We start from the raw sequence: 20,050 nt of genomic DNA on the forward strand, positions 1-20,050 counted from the left end.
TGCTGGTCACTCTGACGGCCAAGGCCCATCACATCACCTCCAACCTCTCGATGGCTGGATTCTCGGTCACCTTGCGGAGTTTTTCAACACGCTGTTAAAAGACCAAACTATCGTCAGCGAGCATTGCCGACGGACAAATTAATGCCTTACGGAGAAAACAATAATTCTGCCACGCCGCCATCCACGCCCGAAACAATCCACATCAAATCATGAGCCACGAACGCCTTGCGGTATCGTTCATCTCCAGTTGGCTTGAGAATCCCGGCATGCACCAGCTTGTCCACATTGGCCTTGGCGGCGGGATACCCCACGCCGAGAAGCCTCTGTGCGGCAGGGATGGTCAGCACAGGATGATCGAACAAGGCCTCCATCAGGCGTACGCTCGTCGCGGAGGCCTTACGGGCTTGCAAGGTCTCCAGCCAGCCAGCCCTGAGGTCCTGTAGCCTTCTGGCCCTCAGGACGGCGTCCTGGGCCTGCACGGCCACACCGCGAAGGAAGAACTGAAGCCAGTCCCGCCAAGAACCAGAGGTGCTCACGGCCATGAGGTGGTCATAGTATTGCGCGCGACGCGCCTCGAAGTAGACGCTCAGATTGAGCAGGGGATGGGGCAGGACGCCCCAGGACGCCAGCAGCAGCGTCATCAGCAGGCGACCCATGCGACCGTTACCGTCCAGGAAAGGGTGTATGGCCTCGAACTGGTAATGAACGAGCGCCAGCCGGACCAACGGGGGAAGGTCCGCCGGAACGTGGAGATACCGTTCCAACTGGTCCAAAGCCTCCAGCATTTCCGGGACAGGGGGCGGAACGTAGCGCGCGCCGACCGGGGTGTCCCCGGGCGCACCGATCCAGTTCTGGGAACGCCTGAATTCTCCCGGAGTGGCCTGCCCGCCCCTGACGCTCTCCATGAGTCTCGCGTGAACCTCGCGCATCAGCCTCAGGCTTACCGGCAAGCTCTGAAGCCGCTCCAATCCGTATTCCAGGGCCAGGACGTAGTTGAACACCTCCTGGGCGTCGGCGTCGCCAGGCCGCTGCCCGGCTTCAAACTCGTACAGCCCTGCCAGATCGGTGCGGGTTCCCTCGATGCGCGAGGACAGCACGGCCTCCTGACGCACGAACGGATTGACGAAGAGCCTGATGTTACTGAGCGTCCTACCCAGACCCGCCAGTTCGCCGATCGCCCTGTCCGCAGCGGAGAGCGTCAGCACGAGAGGGGTGTCCAGGTTCAGCACGGGCGGCAGCGGGGCAGGCACGAACGCATGAAAGGCGGCCTCGGAGTGACCGACCTTCATCAGCCTGCCCGCAGCCGCGTCGCTGAAGTCGTCAGGGTTCATAATGTGCCTCTTGCCGTTGCCCGCCGAGGTTGACCACCTGCCCCACCTTATCCCTTTTCAGCCCGGCCTCCAAGACCCGCACGGCCCGGCGCAGGGTGTCCGGGGCCAGGTGCGAATACCTCTCCGTCATCGCCAGGGTCCCGTGCCCCATGAGTTCCTTGACCGTGTAGAGATCCACGCCCTGCTCAACCAGCCACGAGGCGTAGGTGTGACGCAGGCTGTGGAACACCAGCTTCTGGCGACGGTCGGTGATGCCATCGTTCATCCCGAGGGAATCCGCCACGATCTGGAAGACGTTGGAAACTTCCACGCGTTTCTTCCCGTTGCGGTCCGGGAAGACCAGGCCATGGGCGTCCATGCGCTCGGCAGCCCGTGCCTGGATCATTACGGCCACGTCCCCGGTCATGAACGCGATGCGGTTCTTCCCGCTCTTGGTGTCGCGCAGGGTGAGCAAACGGCGTTCAAGGTCCACGTCCATCCAGGTGAGGGCAAAGATTTCACCGGCCCTCATGCCCGTGTGAAGGCTCAGAAGCGCCATGTCGCAGAGGTCCTGGCTGCGCTCGCGCAGAGCCTCCAGGAGACGAACAGCCTCGGCGCGGGTGAGGAAGCGCAGACGCCGGTTGTCGGAGGTGGGCTTCTTCACCAGCCTGACGGGATTCTCGCCCTCATGGAGGCCGTGTCGCCGGGCGAAGTTGAACACCTGGCGTACAGTGCCCAGTACGTAATTGGTGGTCTTGGGCGACTTGCCAGCGTCGAGCATCCGCTTCTTCAAGCGCTCCAGGTCGAACGGGGCGATGTCTCTGAGGGGCTTGTCCCCGAACACGGGTTCGATCCAGTTGCGCAGGAAGCCCTCCTCCTTGTCGCAGGAGGCCTTGGACTTGTTCAGACGCTCGGCGGGGAGGTAGGTGTCCCGGAAGACCTGTGCAAAGGTCACGTTGGCCTGGGCCTGCCGGGCCTGCTCTTCTTCCTGAGCGCGACGTGCGGCATTCGCCTGGGCACGCTTCTCTGCAAGGGACACAGCCCCCTCACCGGTTCTGTGCGCCTCTTTCAGTTTGGCGAGTTCCTGCAACGCCCTAGAGGCCGTCCACCCCTGAGAAGCCCATCCAAGCCCCTCCTCACGGCGTCTGCCCTCCACGCGGTAGCGAATGGCGTAATACTGGTCCGGCTTGACCCCGTGCCTCCGGGTTGGATGCTCCCGATACCTGATGCCCTCGTGCTTCGTCTGGTGCCATGTGTATGCCATTGCGCCTCCAGTTGTCCCCCGCCTGTCCCCCACTTACAGCTGAAAGCAGATGAAATCAAGTGAGCGAAACGAGCAATGGCAACAAATAATATCCTGCAATATCGGCATGTTCATGACGAACCATGAAGCCATGTGAATGACTAAAAAAGTGGCTGTTAACCACTAGGTTGGGTGTTCGAGTCACCCCCGAGGAGCCACGCAATACATAGGGTTCCGGATGAAAGTCCGGAACCCTTTTGCGTTGGGGGCCTTTTCTCTCCCCACACTCTCCCCACTTTTCGTTCCCTTCCTCCCTGGTGTGAGCGGTCACACAACCTTGGGAACCTGATCACACAACCTTAGAATCGTCGCGCACCTGGGGAATGGGCGGGTAGAACGCGCAAAACAGTTTGAGAAATCCTTCAGCTTGGTTTGAGAAGCCCCGGTGAACGATTCACCTGGTGTCCCTGTGTGCGAGATTTGCGCTTCACGGGGGGGGCCGCCCTTCCTTTCGGGCAGGAGGATCGGCTTGGGGCGTTGCCTGCCAGGAAGGTCGGGAGGCTCTTCACCTGCGTGTTGAAATACTCCACGAAGTGACCGAGGACCCAGCTACCGAGGGACGCGAGGTGAAGCGATGGGTCATGGCCGTCAGGACGAGCAGCGGGGGAAGATATATCTGGCCTGGGCTGAGGTTCCCAGGTCAGGTGGGCACGCCTTTTACGACCGTCTCCAGCAGATTTTGCGCAAGTCCGGCTTCGACGCCTTCGCCGAAAAGCCGTGAACGCCTTTTTACTCCGACAAGGGCCCCCCCACGATTCCGCCCGGACGGCATTTTCGGGTGCACCTTGTGTTCACCCGGGCACTCAAGGTCTTGGGCAACGAGGGCCTTGTCCTTGGCGGATGGATCGGCTTGAACGCCTCGGCCATGGAAACCAACGCCGCGCTCAAGACCATCGTGCGCCGGGACACGGGCGAGAACTACCGGCAGATGCTCGGGCGCATGGTCAAGGAGAGAGGCATCGAGTCCGCGACGGATGAAGACCTGTCGCGGATGGACCGCAAGCGCAATGGTCTGAACTCCTGGCGTGGCGACCATGAAGCCCGGCGCGCCGGGTACAACGCCCGCGCCCGGATATCGTCCGGGGTTGGCAAGGCTCTGGGAAGATCGTGAACGAAACACCTGGAGCGCAGCTTCGAGCACACCCTGGACCGCTCCGGCGGGATGCGCCGGGTTTGGCTCCGGGGCCGGGAGAACATCCAGAGACGCTGCCTGCTCCACGTGGCGGGCTTCAATCGCGGCTTGCTGATGCGGATCAAGACCGGCAGCGGCACCCCGAGGGGCTGGGCCGACGCATGGTTTGCGGTTGTTTGGCCTGAAATACCCGGGTTTATCGGCCCTTTGGGCCATCGTTTTGGTTGCCGAGGGCGAATTGCAGCAGGTTATCCCGGTCGCGTGAGGTCCGACGGTCATTAGCCGGAAACGACCTTTTCACCGCGCTGACAAGGGCATCACCGAAACGCGACACCACAACCAAGGAATGCGCCTGAGGCGCCGAGCCCCCGGCGTTACTTCATGGAATCGCTGAAGAGGAGGGTGGCGTAGCCCCTCTGCTCATCCTTGTGGCAGGCAATGGACTGGCACTGGACCGTGAAGCGCCTGCCCCCCAACGTGGCCTGAAGGGTGGTCACGGGTGCTGGCTTAGCGGCTGAGGGCGAGGACGCCAGAGGGAGAGGCCCTGTCAGCGCGATCCCGATTTCACTACAGGATCTCCCGATGGCCTCGTGAGTCTGGCAACCGCTCAGGTGTGCAAAGGCGGCGTTGGCGTCCAGGACCAGTTCGCCGCCCACTTCAACCAGAAGCATGGGGGAGGAGATGCTGTTGAAAATGCTTTTATACAGGCAGACCTGATGGTGAAGCTCTTTTTCAATGCTTACTTCTCTGGCCATGGCCTCATCAAGCTGTGTTGAACGAGTTTTTGCAAGAGTCTCGAGAAAGTCACGGTACTCCCTGTTGGACCTTTCGACAATGCATCTCTCGATATTTCTCTCAATGACGATCTTCAACAATTCATCACTTTCGATTGGCTTGTTAATGAAATCACGCGCACCAAGACGGATTGCTCCGAGTGCATCCTTGAGCGAACCGACACCAGAAATCACGACAATCGGAACATCTGGATACTTGTCTCGTGCTGCGTTTATGAATGAATATCCGTCCATGATCGGCATAATCAGGTCAACAACAACAAGATCAGTGTCGGGATGCTCTTTGAGCTGATGCAGTCCCTCCAGGCCATTCTCCGCCATCACGACAGAATAGCCAAAATCAGTCAACGTACTGGCGAGAAATTCGCGAAACAGCTTGTTGTCGTCGATCAGAACGATTTTGTATGTATTGCTGTCCATGACACCTGATCTTATCAATCCAGAGTTGTCGTCGGCACTCCAGAACGTTCTCAACCATCCATCCATCTGGCGCGGGCCACGAGGGAGGTGAGCCGGTTGGCGAGCGTCATCCTTTCTAGCGATTATCTCCTTGCAGTCTTTATGTTCCTATGTCAAGCGCAACGCCCTCCCTACCATCGCAATACGGTTTGCCGCTACGCCCTGCGTAGACCTCCACGAAGAAACGCGAACTGCCTCGCCCCCGGGTCGGGAACGGCAAGGCCCTTTCCCCGGGAATCGCGGCTCGCACCGCTTCACCACGCCGTCACGGGACTCGACGAGAGCCTCCTGGTCGAATTGTCGGTGGAGTTTACGAATTGCTCCCCAGAAAGGGACTAGCACGCCCCAACCATCAAACATACCACACTATTTTTCACGGCACTTCTTTTGCTAACGTTGAACACGAACCCGGGGACGGGCGGAGGTGTGCGGCACATGGCACACCCCCTAGGCGATTGAGCCCCACTGGTCTCTCTGACGCGGGAACCAGGATGAAAGTTTCAGAATCAGGGCATTGGCGCAGCGAAAGACATGCGGCCCAATGGCTCTCAAACCACGAACGAGGCCATCATGATCAGCATGCGGACGATAAGATTCATACTGAGCATTGCCATCGCCACCATCGCAGTTCCATTATCTGGGCTGAACAATCATGCCTCGGCATACCCAATCGACATAACGATCCCTGCCCCCGAAGCATACTACTACGAGCTAAACTCCAACGAGCTGCAGTCGTCCTATTTCAATTCAGAAACATTTGAAAAATTTAAATCTGCCACCTACCAAGGAGGCACAGCAACTTCAAATATCACGATGTCACTGCAGCCAATGCCAGCACTGAGCATGGTTACAACTGGTAATAATTTTCAAGCAACACAGTGGGGCGACGTTTCTGGGCTCACATACTACTTCGCCGTTCTTTCAAATTCTTCAGCAATGGCTGCCATCAACATATCTTACAATGCAAGCATTGATGCATCAGGAAGCGTCTTTGGATCTGTAGCATCATTGCGGCTTGGCATTGGAGAAGTTGATACAATTTACACGACCGACACGATCATTAACAGCATCTCGCTTTCGGCAAACGGGCCACACTACAGCACTGGACCCAGCGTCTACGAAACGAACATCAACACAAACACCCTGTACCACATCACCCTGGCGGAATCTGCCATGCACGGAGCAGGCGACTCCCACTCCAACATAGTGATAGATCCAACCATCTCCATCGCCAACGACCCCAACAATCCCAACGACTTGATACTCGTCAATCACCCGACTGTGGGCAACTCCCCGCCCACCGCCACGCCAGAACCCGGCACGATGCTCCTCATGGGCCTCGGCGCGGCAGGCGCGGCCCTCTTGCGCCAACGCAGGAAGACACTGGTCGACTAGCTCCCCCCAATTTGCATCCAGCGACCGCCCGGCCCGGCCACCTCATCAGGCGGCCGGGCTTTCTCGTTCCGCGCCGTCCTCCCACGCTGCCTGACAGGCACCATGCAGTAAGACGTGCGAACTCCTGCATCACTCCCGGTGGACACCCTGCTGCGGAGGCGGATGCCCCCGCTGTGCGTTGCCATCAGTTAAGCGCCTGACAACCTTGGCCTTGCATGCGTGGCTTCCCGCCGCTTCCGCGAACAACCATCCCAGGGACTGCGGCTCCGATGCCTCCGCTTGCGTGTCAGGGAATCCGACAACACCGCTTTGTCTTTACACCTCCCGAACCTGCGCCGCCCCTCATGGGACGCCATTCCAGGCAGATAGCGCTGGACAGATTTTTGCATATCGCCGGAGGCAATGGTCCTCTACCCACACCAAGACCAAGCGGCCAGGCAGCCCGTGCCCCCCTTGACCACGCAGGCATCCCCTAAAACACGGGACCATGGCGGCAAGGGGCCATCCGAGGCTACTCCGCCTGCCCCACACGACGCGCCCGAGCAGCCTTACTCCAGCGCCCTGCTCCAGCTCACAAGGACGCACTTCCCCGAACCAGAGGCTGCAGCACTCTGGAACACAATCGTCAGCCACAAACTACACCTCGAATCTATCCTGCAGCGAAGCATCGCATTTGAGACTGCCGCATGCGACTACCTCTTGAGCATTAGCAACAAATACGAAACAATCAAACTTCTGCCTGAAGACACTGTCGTGGACATGGAGAACAGAATCATCCGCGACGATTTGACAGGGCTCTACAACAGAAGATTTTTCAACAGCGAGATTTCCGTTGAAATCGACAGATACTCGAGGCACAAAGCACCTCTATCATTATTATTCATTGACATCGATCACTTCAAGGTATTCAATGATACATATGGTCACTCTGCCGGAGACGAGGCCATCCATTCCATTGCCAGAGCACTCAGTTCTAACGCAAGGGCGTATGACAGGGTCGTACGCTACGGCGGTGAAGAATTCGCCGTCATTCTTCCTCAGACAAACCGTGTCCACGCAGCTCTGTTTGCAGAAAGGATGCGCCGAGCTGTCGAGAATACGCAGATTGCGTACAATGGCGTTTTGCTGGGCAAGTTGACCATCAGCATAGGCGTTGCTGAATATCCAAGAGATTCTCTCAACCTCGACGAGTTGATCCAATGTGCCGATAAAGCACTCTACATGGCCAAGAAGGACAGGAACAAGGTAGCCTCATATTGGGACCCGCAGAGAAGATATCCCAGGGTCCCCTCGGATTTCCTTACGTCCATCTGGGACGACGACAACGGCGCACCGGCCCTGGGCAAGGCGAAGAACATCAGCACCGGCGGCATGTTGTGCGAAACCAGTCATAGGCTTTCAACGTCCTCGAGGATCAAACTGTCCATCGACAACCCCCGCTTCAACCTCAAATTTACTGTAGGTGCGAAGGTTGAGCGGGTCCATGAGATCGGCAACGGTCTGTTCCATGTCGGCCTGTCGTTCATTCTCAGCCAGGAAGATGTCGAGTCACAATTGATCGACCTTGTGGCAGGGTTGTCCAGCACCAGCCATTAGCGGGATGCCAAGACCAACACATATTGCATGATTTGGGCGATATCCGCAGGTGAGCATTGCCGGACCATGCTCACAATCGAGTGGTTACTTTCCGCTTCCCGCAGTTCCTCCCCCCTTCCCCGGGGAATATTGCCGCCGCTCCCCCTCGAGCCCTGCTTCGAAAGCCTCCCGTTGATTCAAGGCAACTCCATGAAGGATTTACTCCTGCGAACCCATGATTGCCGCAAATCCCCCGTGGAATGCGAGCTACTCCCGCTTGTTAGAATCGTATGGATCGGAATCAGTCCTAACTCCTTCCGCAAAAATCTTGTTTTCCCGGACTTGCCGCACTGGAGTAGGGTTTCACTACCAGTTTTGTGGACGAACTCGAACATCCATAACGAATCCTTGTCAAACTGCCTTCAAGCCGAGGTAGGGATACAGGTAGGGCAGCCGGAGGCCTGAATCCAGCTGCGGACAGCCACTGCACGTGATTTCAGCATCTTACGCAAATCTGATTTTACAAGACAGTCTGTGAAAACAAGACCCCCAAGAAACACCGGACTTTCGGGCCTCAGCACTTCAAACCACACATAACACACCAAAATCATACAGCATTCCCACATCCTGAAGACTAGGCACGATATTCGCTCTAAGGGATCGTCGTTTCGGCCCTCGTCCTCTCTCCCACAGCTTGTCCGGTGTGAAAGGAGCATCGCAAATGGTCTTGAAGGTGTTCGGCCTTCTGGTGGTCTGCTTATGCATCCTAACAGGATGCCAAGGTAAATCGCGCGAGGAGTTGATGCTCCAGGCACAGGAGCTCGTCCAGCAGGGCAACCCCAAGGGGGCGATGGTCATCTACAAGAACATCCTGGAGAAGAACCCCAGGAACCTCCCGGCCACCCTCGCCTTGGCTGAAGCAAACCTTCTCGCCGGCAATCCGCAGCAGGCTGAGGCCGAACTCAAGAGCGTCCTGGCCGACCCAGCCGGAAGCCGCGAGATACCCGTGGTGTTGGCCAAGATCCGCATGGCGCAAGGCAAGCCGGCAGACTCACTCGACATCCTCAATCCGCTCCTGAACGTCTCCCCGGCGTCCGCCGCGGCCCTGGAGGCGGCAGGCAACGCCTCTTTGATGCTGGGCGACATCAAGGAGGCTCAGGGCTTCTACGTCAGCGCCCTGGCCCTTGAACCCGGACGTCCGCTCGCGCGGCTCGGCCTGGCCGAAAGCCACCTCCATAACCGGCAGCCCCAGCTGGCCCGGCAGGAGCTGGACACCCTGCTGGCCGCCGCCCCCAAGAACAAGAGCGCCCTGCTCCTGCTGGCCCAGCTCCAGGCCTTGGACAACGACGAGGACGGCGCCATCGCCACCTACGGCCTCATCGTGAATCACTTCCCCGACGATGCCCAGGCCGCCTACCGCGAGGCCTTCCTGAGGCTGGCGAGGCGAAACGACGTGGCCCGCGCCGAAGAAACCGCCGCCCGTTTGATCCAGGGCAGCCCCAAGGCGCCCGAGGGCTACAAACTCAAGGGTCTGGCCTTCCTGGCCAAGAACGAGCCCTCCCTGGCCATCGAACCTCTGCTCACGGCCCTCAAGATCCGCCCCGACATCGACACCAACCTTTTCCTCGCGCAGGCCTACACAAGCACCGGCAATCTTGAGACCGCCGTGAGCCACCTTCAGACGGCCCTGACGCGCAATCCCGACCTGGACGGACCACGCCGGATGCTGGCCTCCATCTACCTGAAGCAGAACCGCCTGGACGAGGCCATCGCCGAAACCCAAAAAATCTTCGCGGTCAAACCCTCCGACGAGGCCGGACAACGCATTCTCGCCGAAGCCCTCATCGCCAAGCGCGACCTCGACAAAGGTCTGCGGATCATCACCGGCCTTGTGGATAAGGGCGACGCCTCCTCGGCGGACTACCTGCGTAAGGGGATGATCCTGGCCATCAAGGGCCAGGACGCTGCGGCGGAAGCGGACCTGCGCAAGGCGGTGCAACTCGGGGCCGGGGTGCTGGAACCGAAGATCTACCTGGCCGCCTTCCTTGCCAGCAAAAACCGCATGGACGAAGCCGTGGACATCCTGGGGAGCGACATGGGCGAAGGGCCGGTCGCCGCCCTGGCCTGCAACGCCATGGCCAAGCTCCGGCTGAATCAGGGAAAGCTCGATCAGGCGTCGGAACTGCTGGACAAGGCCAGGACCCTCGCCCCCTCCGTGCTCACGACCTACTACAACCAGGCCGCCCTCGCCACCGCGGCGGGCAAGATGGATCGCGCAACCGCCGCGTTCGAGGCCGCCCTGGCCGTCAAGCCGGACGACCTGCGCGCCCTGCTGGGCGCGGCGGCCTGCCGCGAAGCCCTCGGGGACATGGCCAAGGCCCAGGAACACCTGGAGCGCGCGGCCAAAAGCAAGGACCCAAGAGCCACAATGCAACTGGCCGACTTCTTCGTCCGCCGCAAGGACATCCCCAAAGCCCTCGCCATCCTGGACACGAACCTGGACGCTTCGCCCAAGTCCATTCCCCTCTGGTTGCTCAAGGCGCGCCTCCACGCCTCGACGGGAGACGACGCTAACGCCACGAACGCCCTGAACCGCGTTGAAACCATCAACCAGCGCGTCGGGCTGCTTGAGAAGGCCAAATTCGCCATGTCCCGCAAAGACCCGGCCAAGGCCGTCCAACTCGCCGAGCGGCTCAGGGACATGAACACGAACTCGGGCGACTACGCCCTGCCTCTGGCCGAAATCCAGGAACTGGCCGGGCAGACGCCCGCAGCCAAGACCACCCTGGAGAACGCCCAGAAGACCGACCCGAAGAACCCCAGGGTCTTGAGCGCCCTGGCCAAACTTGAAGCCCGCCAGGGCAACCTGGACAAGTCCTTGGCCCTCATGGATCAGGCCATCGACGCAGGGTTTGATCCCGCCAACGGGCATGCCCTCAAGGGCGCCATCATGCACCAGGCCGGGGACAAGGCCAAGGCCGCCAAGGAATACGAAACCGCCCTTCGCTACCAGGAGCGCCTGACGCTGGCGATGAACAACCTGGCCATGATCTACGCCGAGGAAGGACAAAACGGCGCCAAGGCGCTCGAACTCGCGTTGCGGGCCTATTCGCAGGAGCCCGACAGCGCCTCCGTGCTGGATACCCTGGGATACGTGCTGCTGAAGAACGGCAAACCCCGTGAAGCCATCACCGCATTGCAGCGCGCCGAAACACTCGGACCCGGCAATGCGGACATCAGCAAGCACCTCACTCTGGCCCGTGAACTCGCGGGGGAAAACAACCAGTAGTCTGACCAGCATCCCGGTTTGCCCGGGGTGGCACATGGGGCGAAACATGATGGAAGAACATGGGATTCAAAGAGGTTACGGCAAGCTTGCCCTGTCGCAATGCGCTCTCGACGTACTCGCCGCGGTCATGGCGCTGCAGATCACCCTCCTGCTTTCCCCAATGATGGCAAAGGTGCACAACTTCTTTCTCCTGCCGGCGGACGACACGCTGCACTTCATCGTCATCGCGGCGTTTCCATCCATCATCCTGGGGATCATCATCGCCTATGCGGCCCGCAAGAAGGGTCTGGCCATCCATCTGGTGAAGACCATGCTCTCCGTTCTTGCTTCGTTCATCATCTTCCTGGCCCTGGAGGAGGTCAACATCCCCCACCGGCTGAGCTCCGTCGAGATCACCCTCGGGGTGGCCCTGTTCGCCACGCTGAGCCTGGGCCGCGAACTCTTTTGCGCACTGAGAAGCTGGGCCTCGGACGGCACGTGCAGGGTGCTTCTGGTGGGCAACGGCCAACTTGCCTTCCAGATCGAGGAGCTGATCAGATCCATGTCCGGCAAGTTCCAACTCGTCGGCAAGGTGCACTACCCCGGGCCGGACAACGCGGCCAAGGCCGAGGACGCCCAGGACATCTTCGAGACCGCCAAACGCCTGGACGCCAACAAGGTGGTCATCTCGCTCACGGAACGCCGGGGCGTCTTCCCTCTCCAGGAGATGCTCAACTGCAAGCTCTCGGGCATCGAGGTCCTGGACTCCCCGTCGCTCTATGAACGTCTGACCGGCAAGCTGCTCATCGAGAACATCACCCCAAGTTGGTTCATCTTCTGCCACGGTTTTCGGGTCACGCCGGGTCTGCGTCTCGTGAAGCGCGCCATCGACATCGCGCTCTCCTCCCTGGGCTTGCTGTGCTTCGCCCCCTTCGGGTTGCTGGTGGCCCTGGCCATCAGGCTCGACTCCCCCGGCCCGGTGTTCTTTCGCCAAGTCCGCGTGGGCGAGGGCGACCAGCTCTTCAGCCTGATCAAGTTCCGCTCCATGCGCCAGGACGCGGAAAAGCTGTCCGGAGCGGTGTGGGCGCAGAAGAACGACAACCGGGTCACCCGCCTGGGCAAGTTCCTGCGCAAGTCGCGCATCGACGAAATTCCCCAGCTGATCAACGTGCTCAGGGGCGAGATGAGCCTCGTCGGGCCGCGTCCGGAAAGGCCGGAGTTCGTGCGCACCCTCAAGGAGCGCATCCCCTACTATTCGGAACGCCACTTCGTGAAACCTGGCGTATCGGGCTGGGCCCAGGTCCGCTATCCCTACGGGGCCTCCGTGGAGGACGCCGTGGAGAAGCTTCGCTACGACCTCTACTACATCAAGAACATCTCCATCCTGCTCGACTTCAAAATCATCCTGAAGACCGTGGCCGTGATGCTCTTCTGCCGGGGGGGGCGCTAGCATGCCTGCCCCGGCCCCATCCATCGATCCCATGATCCTCGGGGCGGACTTTCCTTGCATCGTCCGCTCCGGCTTACCCGGAGGAAGCAAGGCGTGAAGAAATCCCTCGTGCTTTTCATCGTGCTGATCCTTGCCCAGGCGGCACTGGCCCTCGACTACGCCATCGTTGCCGGCGACAAGCTGGCCGTCACGGTGCAGGGGGAGCAGGAGCTGAGCCTCCCCGTCACCGTGCGCCCGGACGGCAAGATCACCTATCCCCACGCCGGGGATATCCAGGCCGCGGGGCTGACCCCCCTCCAACTTGCCGACAGCCTGGCGCAGCGACTCAAGACCTATGTACGCAAGCCCGTGGTCATGGTGAGCGTTGTGGAAGGCAAGAACGACAAGGTCTACGTGGTGGGAGGCGGCGTGAAACCCACGTTCTTCGAGATTTCAACCCACAAGACCCTGCTTCAGGTGCTGGCCAGCATCGAGGATATGTCCCTGGCGGACCTGAACGAGGCTTCGCTGGTGCGCGAGAACGTGGCGGTGCTCAAGGGGTTCAGGGAACTCTATGAGGAAGGCAACATCGCCAAGAACCAGGAGCTCCAGGCTGGAGACGTGATCATACTTCCCGTGCTCAAGGACCGCTTCGTCTATGTGTCCGGCGCGGTGAACAAGCCCAAAATCCTGTCGTTCCGGGAGGGCATGACCGTTCTTGACGCCATCATGGAGGCGGAAGGCTTCACCAAGTACGCCAGTCAGAACAGCACCAAGGTGATCAGGCGCGGCGACGGCAAAGAAGTGGTTCTGAAAGTGAAGGCCAAACACCTTCTGGAGAACGGGGACTCCTCCCAGAACATTCTCCTGCGTCGCGGAGACATGGTCATCGTCGAGGAAGGCCTCTTCTAATCCTTCCGGGAGAACAGCGTGTCCAACAGCCTGCACGAATACCACTATTACATCGGCCTCATCCTTGGCAGGAAGCGCCTGCTTCTTGCTGTAGCAGCCATCGTGATGACCGCCGGAGTGATCGTCGCCTACTCATTGCCGAAAACATACGAGGCCAGCAGCACCGTATTCCTGGAGCAGAACGTCATCACTGACCTGGTGAAAGGCATTGCAGTAACACCATCTGTTGACGCAAAACTCAAGATGCTGTCCGTTGCCCTGCTCAGCCGCACCATGATGCTCAAGGTCATCACCGAGCTAAACAAGGACATGGCCTACGCCCACGAAAGACATGTCGAAGAGTACCTGCAACAGCTCACAAGCCGCACAAAAATCTCCTTCCAGGAAAAGCAGGGCGTGTTCCGAATAACCCTTCGCGACGTAAACCCGGTGTTCGCCAAGGATTTCGTGAACACCATCACCCGCAAGTACATCGACGAGAACACCTCCTCCAAACGCGAGGAGTCCCTGGACGCCACCAAGTTCCTGGCGGAACAGATCGAGATCTTCAAACGCAGGATCGACACGGCCGAGGACGCCATCAGCCGCTACAAGAGCGAAAAGGGCTACCTGCTCTCCACGGACGACATCTTCCTGCGCGGCGAAATCGCCACCGGGGAAAAAAAGCTGGAAGAGATCGCCATCAAGCGCGCCGAACTGGAGGCCAAGCTCCGGATCATCAAGGAGCGCGGCCCGGAGCCCGGCAAACTGGCCGAAGCCGAGGCCCACCTGTCGGACATGCTCGCGCGCTACACCGAAGAACATCCCAAGGTGGCCAGGGCCAGGGCGGAGGTTGCCCGGCTGCGCTACGGGCGGGGCGACGAAGCGGGACGCCGCAGTTCCCTGGCCGCGCAGGACGCAGTGCACATGCTGGAGATAGAGATCGAAGCCCTCAAGAGCATGCAGGAGCACCAACAGAAGCTGCTCGCCGACAACAAGAACAACCTGCGCGAGATGCCCAGCGTGAAGGCCGAATTGGCGGAACTGGTACGCAAGAAGGAGAACGAGAGCGTGGTCTACCAGCAACTCGTCTCCCGGTACGGCCAGTCCGAGGTCTCCAAGCAGATGGAACTGCAGGACAAGTCCATCACGTTCCGCATCCTGGATCCGGCCGTGCTCCCCCAGAACCCCGTGAGCCCCAACAGGCTGCTCATCATCCTTGCCTCCATGGGGGGCGGCATCGTCGCCGGGGCAGGCCTGATCATCCTGATGGACCTGATCCGGGGGGGGGTCAAGGGCGTTTCGGAGCTCAAGGAACTCGCCATACCTGTTCTCGCGGTGGTCCCAAACGTTCAGGATATGGAGGCGGAGCGCGTGGTCCGGCGCAAGGATCGCCTGATCATGACGCTCGCCGCCGGATATTTTGCGCTCATCCTGGTCCTGGCCGTGTCGGACACAATGCATCTAGGCGCTCGGAGCGAGGTGATCACGAATTACCTCGTCGCCTCCGTGAACAAATTCATCAGCAACTGACGGGTCGAGGGCCACAGCATGAGCAGGATCGAAGAAGCGTTGAACAAGGCGGCCCTGCGTCATCCGGGCCAGGTCGCGGCCGTCGCGCCGACGCCCCCGCCCCCGAATCCCGCGGGAGAGGCGGTGGAAATCCGTCCCGTGGAACACATGCTCTTCACCTACACCTCGCCCAACTCGCTGATCGCCGAGGAATACCGCAAGCTCAAGGAATGCATCATCCGCGAGTCCAAACGGGAGGGCTTCAACAACGTCCTGCTGGTGACGAGCGTCAATCCCAGGGAAGGCAAGAGCGTCACCACCCTGAACCTGGCCATCAGCCTGGCCCAGGAATACGACTACACCGTCCTCGTTGTGGACGCGGACCTGAGGGCCCCCTCCTGCCACAAGTATCTGGGCATTGAAGCCACGGTGGGCCTCACGGACTGCCTGGAAGGGCGGGCCGAATGCTCCGACGTGCTTATCCGCTCAAGCGTGGGCCGCCTCGTGCTGCTTCCGGCCGGGCGCAGGGCCGAAAACCCCGTGGAGCTGCTCTCCTCCAACAGGATGCGCCAGCTCCTCCAGGAGCTCAAGCACCGCTATCCCGACCGCTTCATCCTTATCGATTCACCGCCCGCGAAGCTCTTCGCCGAGACGCGCTTCCTGGCCGGCATCGCCGACTCCACGCTGCTCGTGGTGCGTGAGGGAGGCACTTCCCTGCAAGACGTCGAGGAAACCGTCCTGGCCCTGGACCAGAGGGTGATGGGCATCGTCTACAACGGAGCCAAGGACCTCCCCTTCCGCGACATGTCCCAACACTACTATTATTACGCCCAGTCCGACGAGGCGGCACGATGAACCGTTCCCCCGGTTCTCCCGGCGGCCGCGACAGCAACGTTTACGGGGCGTTTTTCGGGTTCGACCGCAAACCCTTCGAACTGGTCCCCAATCCATCCATGCTGTTCATGAGCGCGGGGCACAAGAAGGCCTTCAACTACCTGAGCTACGGCATCCGCCAGCAAAGCGGATTCATCCTGCTCACCGGAGAAGTGGGGGCGGGAAAGACCACCCTCGTGCGGGGACTCATCAAGAGCCAGCTCTCCGACGTGGTGCTGGCCAAGGTGTTCAACACCAAGGTCCACGCCCGACAACTGCTGGAAATGATCCTGGAGGACTTCGGGGTCCATCCGGCGGGCAAGGACAAGCCGTCCCTGCTGCGCGACCTCAACGATTTCCTCATCGAGCAGTATTCCAGGGGCCGCCAGTGCGTGCTCATCGTGGACGAGGCCCAGAACCTGAACCGGGAACTGCTTGAAGAAGTCCGGCTGCTCTCGAACCTGGAAAGCGACAGCCAGAAGCTCCTGCGCATCATCCTTGTGGGGCAGCCGGAGCTCAAACAGCTGCTCGCCTCGCCGGAACTCCTCCAACTGCGCCAGCGCATCCAGGTGAGCTGCCATATCCATCCGCTGCAACCGACCGAAGTGGGACACTACATCGGGCACAGGCTCGAAGCGGCGGGCAACAAGAACGCGGCGGACTTCAAACCGGGCTCGCTGGAGGCCATCGGGACCTACACTCGCGGCGTCCCGAGGCTTATCAACATACTCTGCGACTACCTCTTCCTGGACGCCTTCGCCAACGAGACCCGGGAGATCACCGCCGAGGCAGTCCACGAGGTGGCAAAGGACCTGGACTTCGACAACCAGTACTGGAATCACCCCACCGTCCCGCCGGCCCTGGAGGAGCCCCAGCAGCGCCAGCACGCCCACCTGGCCTCCGCCAAAATGACCTCGCTGCTCAAGAACCTCAACGGCAGGCTGCGGTCCATCGAGGAAGCGCTTCCGCGGCTGGAACAGGCCAGCCAGCCCGTGCCCCCGCCGGACATGAGCGATGTTCTGGGCAAGCTGAGCGGGCTGCAGGAAACCTTGAACTCCCGTTTGGACGAGATGTGGAACGCCGTGGGGAGGCTCTCCCGCGAGGTGCACGACATCTCGGAGCGCATGGAGCCCTCGGCCGTCTGTGCTCCACTGCCCTCCCCGGAGGACACGGCGCGGCGGGAACACGAGCGGGAGGACCTCACGCCACTCGAAGCCCCCCTGGTCCAGCCGCCACACCCCGCGGAACATCCCAGGCTCGCGCTCGACGACAACGCGCCCCGCCCCGCCAAGGGGGGCTGGATGCGCAGATTTCTTCTGAAGGCGTCATGAAAAGCTCCTTCCCGCTCCTGCTGCTCGCCTCCTTGATGGCCTGTTCGTTCATCATGCCTCCGGATGCGCTTTGCTCCACGCTGAAGCATGAATTGAGGCTTGGCGCCGGGGAGGAATACAACAGCAACGTCAACGAGAAGCCCAAGGCGCAGCATGACTTTTCCAGCGTCATCTCTGCTGTCGGTTCCGCCAATCTTGAGTCCACATATCTTACTGCCAGCGCCAAGATCGACGGAACCTACAACATCTACGCCCTGGGCAATCGCGCGGACGAATTCAAGGGCACGGCCCAGGTGAAGGGGACGGGAAACATCATCAAGGAATTCCTGTTCCTGGAGGGCGAAGGCCAGTTCCAGCAGGTGTTCAGCAACCTCGCGCGCGGCGAGACCAACCCCACCGACTCCACACGCAACCAGGTAAATCAGAACACCGTCACGGGAAGGATCTATGTCACGCCCAGGCTGACGGACCGGCTCTCGCTGAAGGCGGGGTTCCAGTACACAGCCATCATCTACAACCAGCCGGAGCGGAACAAGCAGGGCTGCAACGTCTTCGCCCTGTCCAACTACGAGTTGACCCCCAATCTGAGCCTGATCCTCGAAGGAGACGGCGGCAGGCAGGACTCCCAGACCGGCTGGTTCGAACGCGTGGTCCTTGGCGGGGGCTTCCTCTGGACCTACAGCCAGGACGGAAGCATCCAGATCAAGGTCGGGCCCAGGTTCACGCGCTACGACCAGGGCGACTTCACCACCGACATCTACTGGGACGCCAGGCTGGTCCATTCCTTCAAGAAGCTCCAGCTTACGGCGGACACCAGTTCGAAATATGTGGAGAACCCCTCGTCGCGCTACACGTCCCGGCAGAACTCCGCAGGCGCTTCCTTGGCCTGGACGGAGGATCGCCTCACCCTCCAGGCCAAGGCCAGCTATTCGACTCTGAGCGGGAAGGGGACCCAAAACTCCGAACAGGTCTCCCTTGGGCTCTCGGCTTCCTACGAGCTCACCCCGAGGTTGAAACTGAAGGCCTCCGGAACGCGCGAACTCAGCACGACGGACAGCGGATCCCTGACGCGCTGGTACGCCGACCTCTCGGGGACCTACGATTTGGGACACGACTTTTCCCTGGAAGGCTACTGCAAGTTCAAGTTTTCCGATTCTTCCGCCAGCAGCAGCAACAACTACACCGTGAACATCGTCGGCCTGCGCCTGAAAAAGCAATTCTGACCGCCAGAGGCTGGAGTCTGCACATGGAACATGTCGGGACGATCTCCCGAGGCGAACCGCCCCTTGCCCTGCAGGACGCGCTGCGGCGCTCCTGGCCTTGGCTCCTGGCGCTTCTCCTGATCCTGGGGTTGGTGTTCCAGGACATCGTGGCCGCCATGGTCCGTGTCTGGGCAGACGACGAGAACAATTCCCACGGGTTTCTCGTCCCCCTGGTAAGCCTTTACCTCATCGCCACCCGGCGGGACCGGCTGGCCACGGCCCAGGTGACCCCCTGCGCCTGGGGGCTGTGGATTTCGGTCCTGGGGGTGGTGATGCTCCTGGCCGGATGGGTCTCCACGGAGTTCTTCACCATGCGCGCATCCCTGGTGGTGATCCTCTACGGCACCGTGCTCTACTGGTACGGCTGGGAGGTCATGCGCCTGCTGGGCGGCCCCCTGCTCTACCTGCTGCTCATGATCCCCGTCCCGGCGGTGGTCTACGACGCCCTGGCCATGCCGCTCAGGGGGTTCGTCACGATGGTCTCGGTGTGGATCATGAAGAGCCTGGGCGTTCTCGTCCTGCGGGAGGGGAACGTGATGCTCTTTCCCAACATCACCCTGGAGGTCGTCAACGCCTGCAGCGGGCTGCGCTCCCTGACCTCCCTGCTCGCCCTGGCGGTGGCTTTCGCCCTGCTTTTCCAGAAGTCAGCCGTGACCCGCTGGATTCTGGCCCTGCTCGCCCTGCCCATCGCCGTGATCACCAACATCGGACGCGTGGTGGCGACAGGGGTGCTCTCGCAATATTTCGGAGCAGCGGCCGCCGAGGGCTTCTTCCATGAATTCGCTGGCATGGTGATCTTCATCACGGCGCTGGCGCTGCTCTTCGCCGCGCATCTCGTCCTGAGGAGGTTCGACTCGTGATGCGCATCCATCGCTACGTCCTGTCCATCCTGCTGGTGGGGGCGGCCGGCCTCTTCATGGGACTGCACACCACCGTGCCGACCTACCTCCCCGTTCCGTTGGAGGACTTCCCCGCTTCCCTGGCGCAGTGGCGTCTTGCCCGCGAGGAAACGTTCTCTCCGGAGCTGCTCAAGGTCCTGCGGCCGACCGACTACCTCTACAGGGTCTACACGACGAACAACGGGGACGCCGTGCACCTCTACATCGGCTACCACGACGGAACCCGCAACGCCGGGCAGATCCACTCCCCCAAGAACTGCCTGCCGGGCGGCGGCTGGTACGAGGTCTCGTCCCGCAAGACCTCCCTGCCACTTCCGGACGGATCGAGCATCCCCCTGGTGGAGGCCGTCTACAAACACGGCGAGACCACGGAGGTCATGCTCTACTGGTTCGAGGCAGGCGGAGTCGAGGTGACCAACGAATACGCCTTCAAGCTCAAGGAGGTGGAGAACTCCATCTTCCGCGGCAGACGGGACGCGGCGTTCGTGCGCATCGGGGTGACCACCAGGGGCGACTCCCTGGACGCCGCCTTCCAGCAGGCGAGGCGCTTCCTCGGGGATGCATGGCAGAGCCTCAGGTGGCACCTACCCTCCTGACGGACAAGCGAGAGCACGCAG

Annotated in this window: 15 protein-coding genes; 12 read left to right on the forward strand and 3 right to left on the reverse strand. The window is 60.8% G+C overall.

Annotated features, from left to right (window positions below; all coding sequences use genetic code 11):
* Window positions 1-146 precede the first annotated feature (146 nt).
* Entirely contained in the window at window positions 147-1,331 is a 1,185-nt protein-coding gene (locus tag NNJEOMEG_RS08595) for a Fic family protein (protein WP_173083404.1), read from the reverse strand.
* Window positions 1,321-2,265, reverse strand: coding sequence for a tyrosine-type recombinase/integrase (locus tag NNJEOMEG_RS08600; RefSeq protein WP_235956896.1), 945 nt, complete (start codon window positions 2,263-2,265; stop codon window positions 1,321-1,323). Before NNJEOMEG_RS08600 ends, NNJEOMEG_RS08595 begins: the two co-directional genes overlap by 11 nt.
* A gap of 1,198 nt (window positions 2,266-3,463) precedes the next feature.
* On the opposite strand from NNJEOMEG_RS08600, the gene NNJEOMEG_RS20635 reads away from it, so the two are divergent.
* Entirely contained in the window at window positions 3,464-3,724 is a 261-nt protein-coding gene (locus NNJEOMEG_RS20635; protein ID WP_235956897.1) for a hypothetical protein, read from the forward strand.
* 395 nt (window positions 3,725-4,119) lie between these two features.
* Here the strand turns inward: NNJEOMEG_RS20635 and NNJEOMEG_RS08610 are convergent, their stop codons facing one another.
* Entirely contained in the window at window positions 4,120-4,959 is an 840-nt protein-coding gene (locus tag NNJEOMEG_RS08610; RefSeq protein WP_173083408.1) for a response regulator, read from the reverse strand.
* A gap of 609 nt (window positions 4,960-5,568) precedes the next feature.
* Here NNJEOMEG_RS08610 and NNJEOMEG_RS08615 point away from each other — a divergent pair.
* The 11 genes from NNJEOMEG_RS08615 (at window position 5,569) to NNJEOMEG_RS08665 (ending at window position 20,029) form a co-directional block, all read left to right on the forward strand.
* Window positions 5,569-6,393, forward strand: a complete 825-nt coding sequence (locus NNJEOMEG_RS08615) for a PEP-CTERM sorting domain-containing protein (protein ID WP_173083410.1) — start codon at window positions 5,569-5,571, stop codon at window positions 6,391-6,393.
* Between the two features lie 402 nt (window positions 6,394-6,795).
* A complete protein-coding gene (locus tag NNJEOMEG_RS08620) occupies window positions 6,796-7,989 on the forward strand; it encodes a diguanylate cyclase (protein WP_173083417.1) in 1,194 nt (397 codons plus the stop codon).
* Window positions 7,990-8,689: 700 nt separating this feature from the next.
* On the forward strand, window positions 8,690-11,257 hold the full coding sequence (gene prsT / locus NNJEOMEG_RS08625; protein ID WP_173083419.1) for an XrtA/PEP-CTERM system TPR-repeat protein PrsT: 2,568 nt from the start codon (window positions 8,690-8,692) through the stop codon (window positions 11,255-11,257).
* Window positions 11,258-11,306: 49 nt separating this feature from the next.
* Window positions 11,307-12,686: a TIGR03013 family XrtA/PEP-CTERM system glycosyltransferase gene (locus NNJEOMEG_RS08630; RefSeq protein WP_173083734.1), complete on the forward strand. Its 1,380-nt coding sequence runs from the start codon at window positions 11,307-11,309 to the stop codon at window positions 12,684-12,686.
* Between the two features lie 93 nt (window positions 12,687-12,779).
* Complete coding sequence (locus NNJEOMEG_RS08635) at window positions 12,780-13,577, forward strand: polysaccharide biosynthesis/export family protein (protein ID WP_173083421.1); 798 nt, start codon at window positions 12,780-12,782, stop codon at window positions 13,575-13,577.
* A gap of 18 nt (window positions 13,578-13,595) precedes the next feature.
* Window positions 13,596-15,089, forward strand: a complete 1,494-nt coding sequence (locus tag NNJEOMEG_RS08640) for an XrtA system polysaccharide chain length determinant (RefSeq protein ID WP_173083423.1) — start codon at window positions 13,596-13,598, stop codon at window positions 15,087-15,089.
* Window positions 15,090-15,107: 18 nt separating this feature from the next.
* A complete protein-coding gene (locus NNJEOMEG_RS08645) occupies window positions 15,108-15,923 on the forward strand; it encodes an XrtA-associated tyrosine autokinase (RefSeq protein WP_173083425.1) in 816 nt (271 codons plus the stop codon).
* Entirely contained in the window at window positions 15,920-17,272 is a 1,353-nt protein-coding gene (locus tag NNJEOMEG_RS08650) for an XrtA/PEP-CTERM system-associated ATPase (protein WP_173083427.1), read from the forward strand. The genes NNJEOMEG_RS08645 and NNJEOMEG_RS08650 overlap by 4 nt, the downstream gene beginning before the upstream one ends.
* Window positions 17,269-18,495 carry a transporter gene (locus NNJEOMEG_RS08655; protein ID WP_173083429.1) on the forward strand — a complete coding sequence of 409 codons (1,227 nt, stop codon included), beginning with the start codon at window positions 17,269-17,271 and terminating at the stop codon, window positions 18,493-18,495. The genes NNJEOMEG_RS08650 and NNJEOMEG_RS08655 overlap by 4 nt, the downstream gene beginning before the upstream one ends.
* A gap of 23 nt (window positions 18,496-18,518) precedes the next feature.
* Window positions 18,519-19,394 carry an exosortase/archaeosortase family protein gene (locus NNJEOMEG_RS08660; RefSeq protein WP_173083431.1) on the forward strand — a complete coding sequence of 292 codons (876 nt, stop codon included), beginning with the start codon at window positions 18,519-18,521 and terminating at the stop codon, window positions 19,392-19,394.
* On the forward strand, window positions 19,394-20,029 hold the full coding sequence (locus NNJEOMEG_RS08665; RefSeq protein ID WP_235956912.1) for an exosortase C-terminal domain/associated protein EpsI: 636 nt from the start codon (window positions 19,394-19,396) through the stop codon (window positions 20,027-20,029). The genes NNJEOMEG_RS08660 and NNJEOMEG_RS08665 overlap by 1 nt, the downstream gene beginning before the upstream one ends.
* Window positions 20,030-20,050: the final 21 nt, after the last annotated feature.

This window comes from Fundidesulfovibrio magnetotacticus (assembly GCF_013019105.1).
GTDB classification, from domain to species: Bacteria; Desulfobacterota; Desulfovibrionia; order Desulfovibrionales; family Desulfovibrionaceae; genus Fundidesulfovibrio; species Fundidesulfovibrio magnetotacticus.

Coding starts and splice junctions, on each gene's coding strand:
- NNJEOMEG_RS08650 (WP_173083427.1), top strand. CDS start 15,920: ATGAACCGTTCCCCCGGTTCTCCCGGCGGCCGCGACAGCAACGTTTAC.
- NNJEOMEG_RS08610 (WP_173083408.1), bottom strand. CDS start 4,959: ATGGACAGCAATACATACAAAATCGTTCTGATCGACGACAACAAGCTG.
- prsT (WP_173083419.1), top strand. CDS start 8,690: ATGGTCTTGAAGGTGTTCGGCCTTCTGGTGGTCTGCTTATGCATCCTA.
- NNJEOMEG_RS08615 (WP_173083410.1), top strand. CDS start 5,569: ATGATCAGCATGCGGACGATAAGATTCATACTGAGCATTGCCATCGCC.
- NNJEOMEG_RS08645 (WP_173083425.1), top strand. CDS start 15,108: ATGAGCAGGATCGAAGAAGCGTTGAACAAGGCGGCCCTGCGTCATCCG.
- NNJEOMEG_RS08620 (WP_173083417.1), top strand. CDS start 6,796: ATGGTCCTCTACCCACACCAAGACCAAGCGGCCAGGCAGCCCGTGCCC.
- NNJEOMEG_RS08630 (WP_173083734.1), top strand. CDS start 11,307: ATGGAAGAACATGGGATTCAAAGAGGTTACGGCAAGCTTGCCCTGTCG.
- NNJEOMEG_RS08595 (WP_173083404.1), bottom strand. CDS start 1,331: ATGAACCCTGACGACTTCAGCGACGCGGCTGCGGGCAGGCTGATGAAG.
- NNJEOMEG_RS08665 (WP_235956912.1), top strand. CDS start 19,394: ATGCGCATCCATCGCTACGTCCTGTCCATCCTGCTGGTGGGGGCGGCC.
- NNJEOMEG_RS08660 (WP_173083431.1), top strand. CDS start 18,519: ATGGAACATGTCGGGACGATCTCCCGAGGCGAACCGCCCCTTGCCCTG.
- NNJEOMEG_RS08655 (WP_173083429.1), top strand. CDS start 17,269: ATGAAAAGCTCCTTCCCGCTCCTGCTGCTCGCCTCCTTGATGGCCTGT.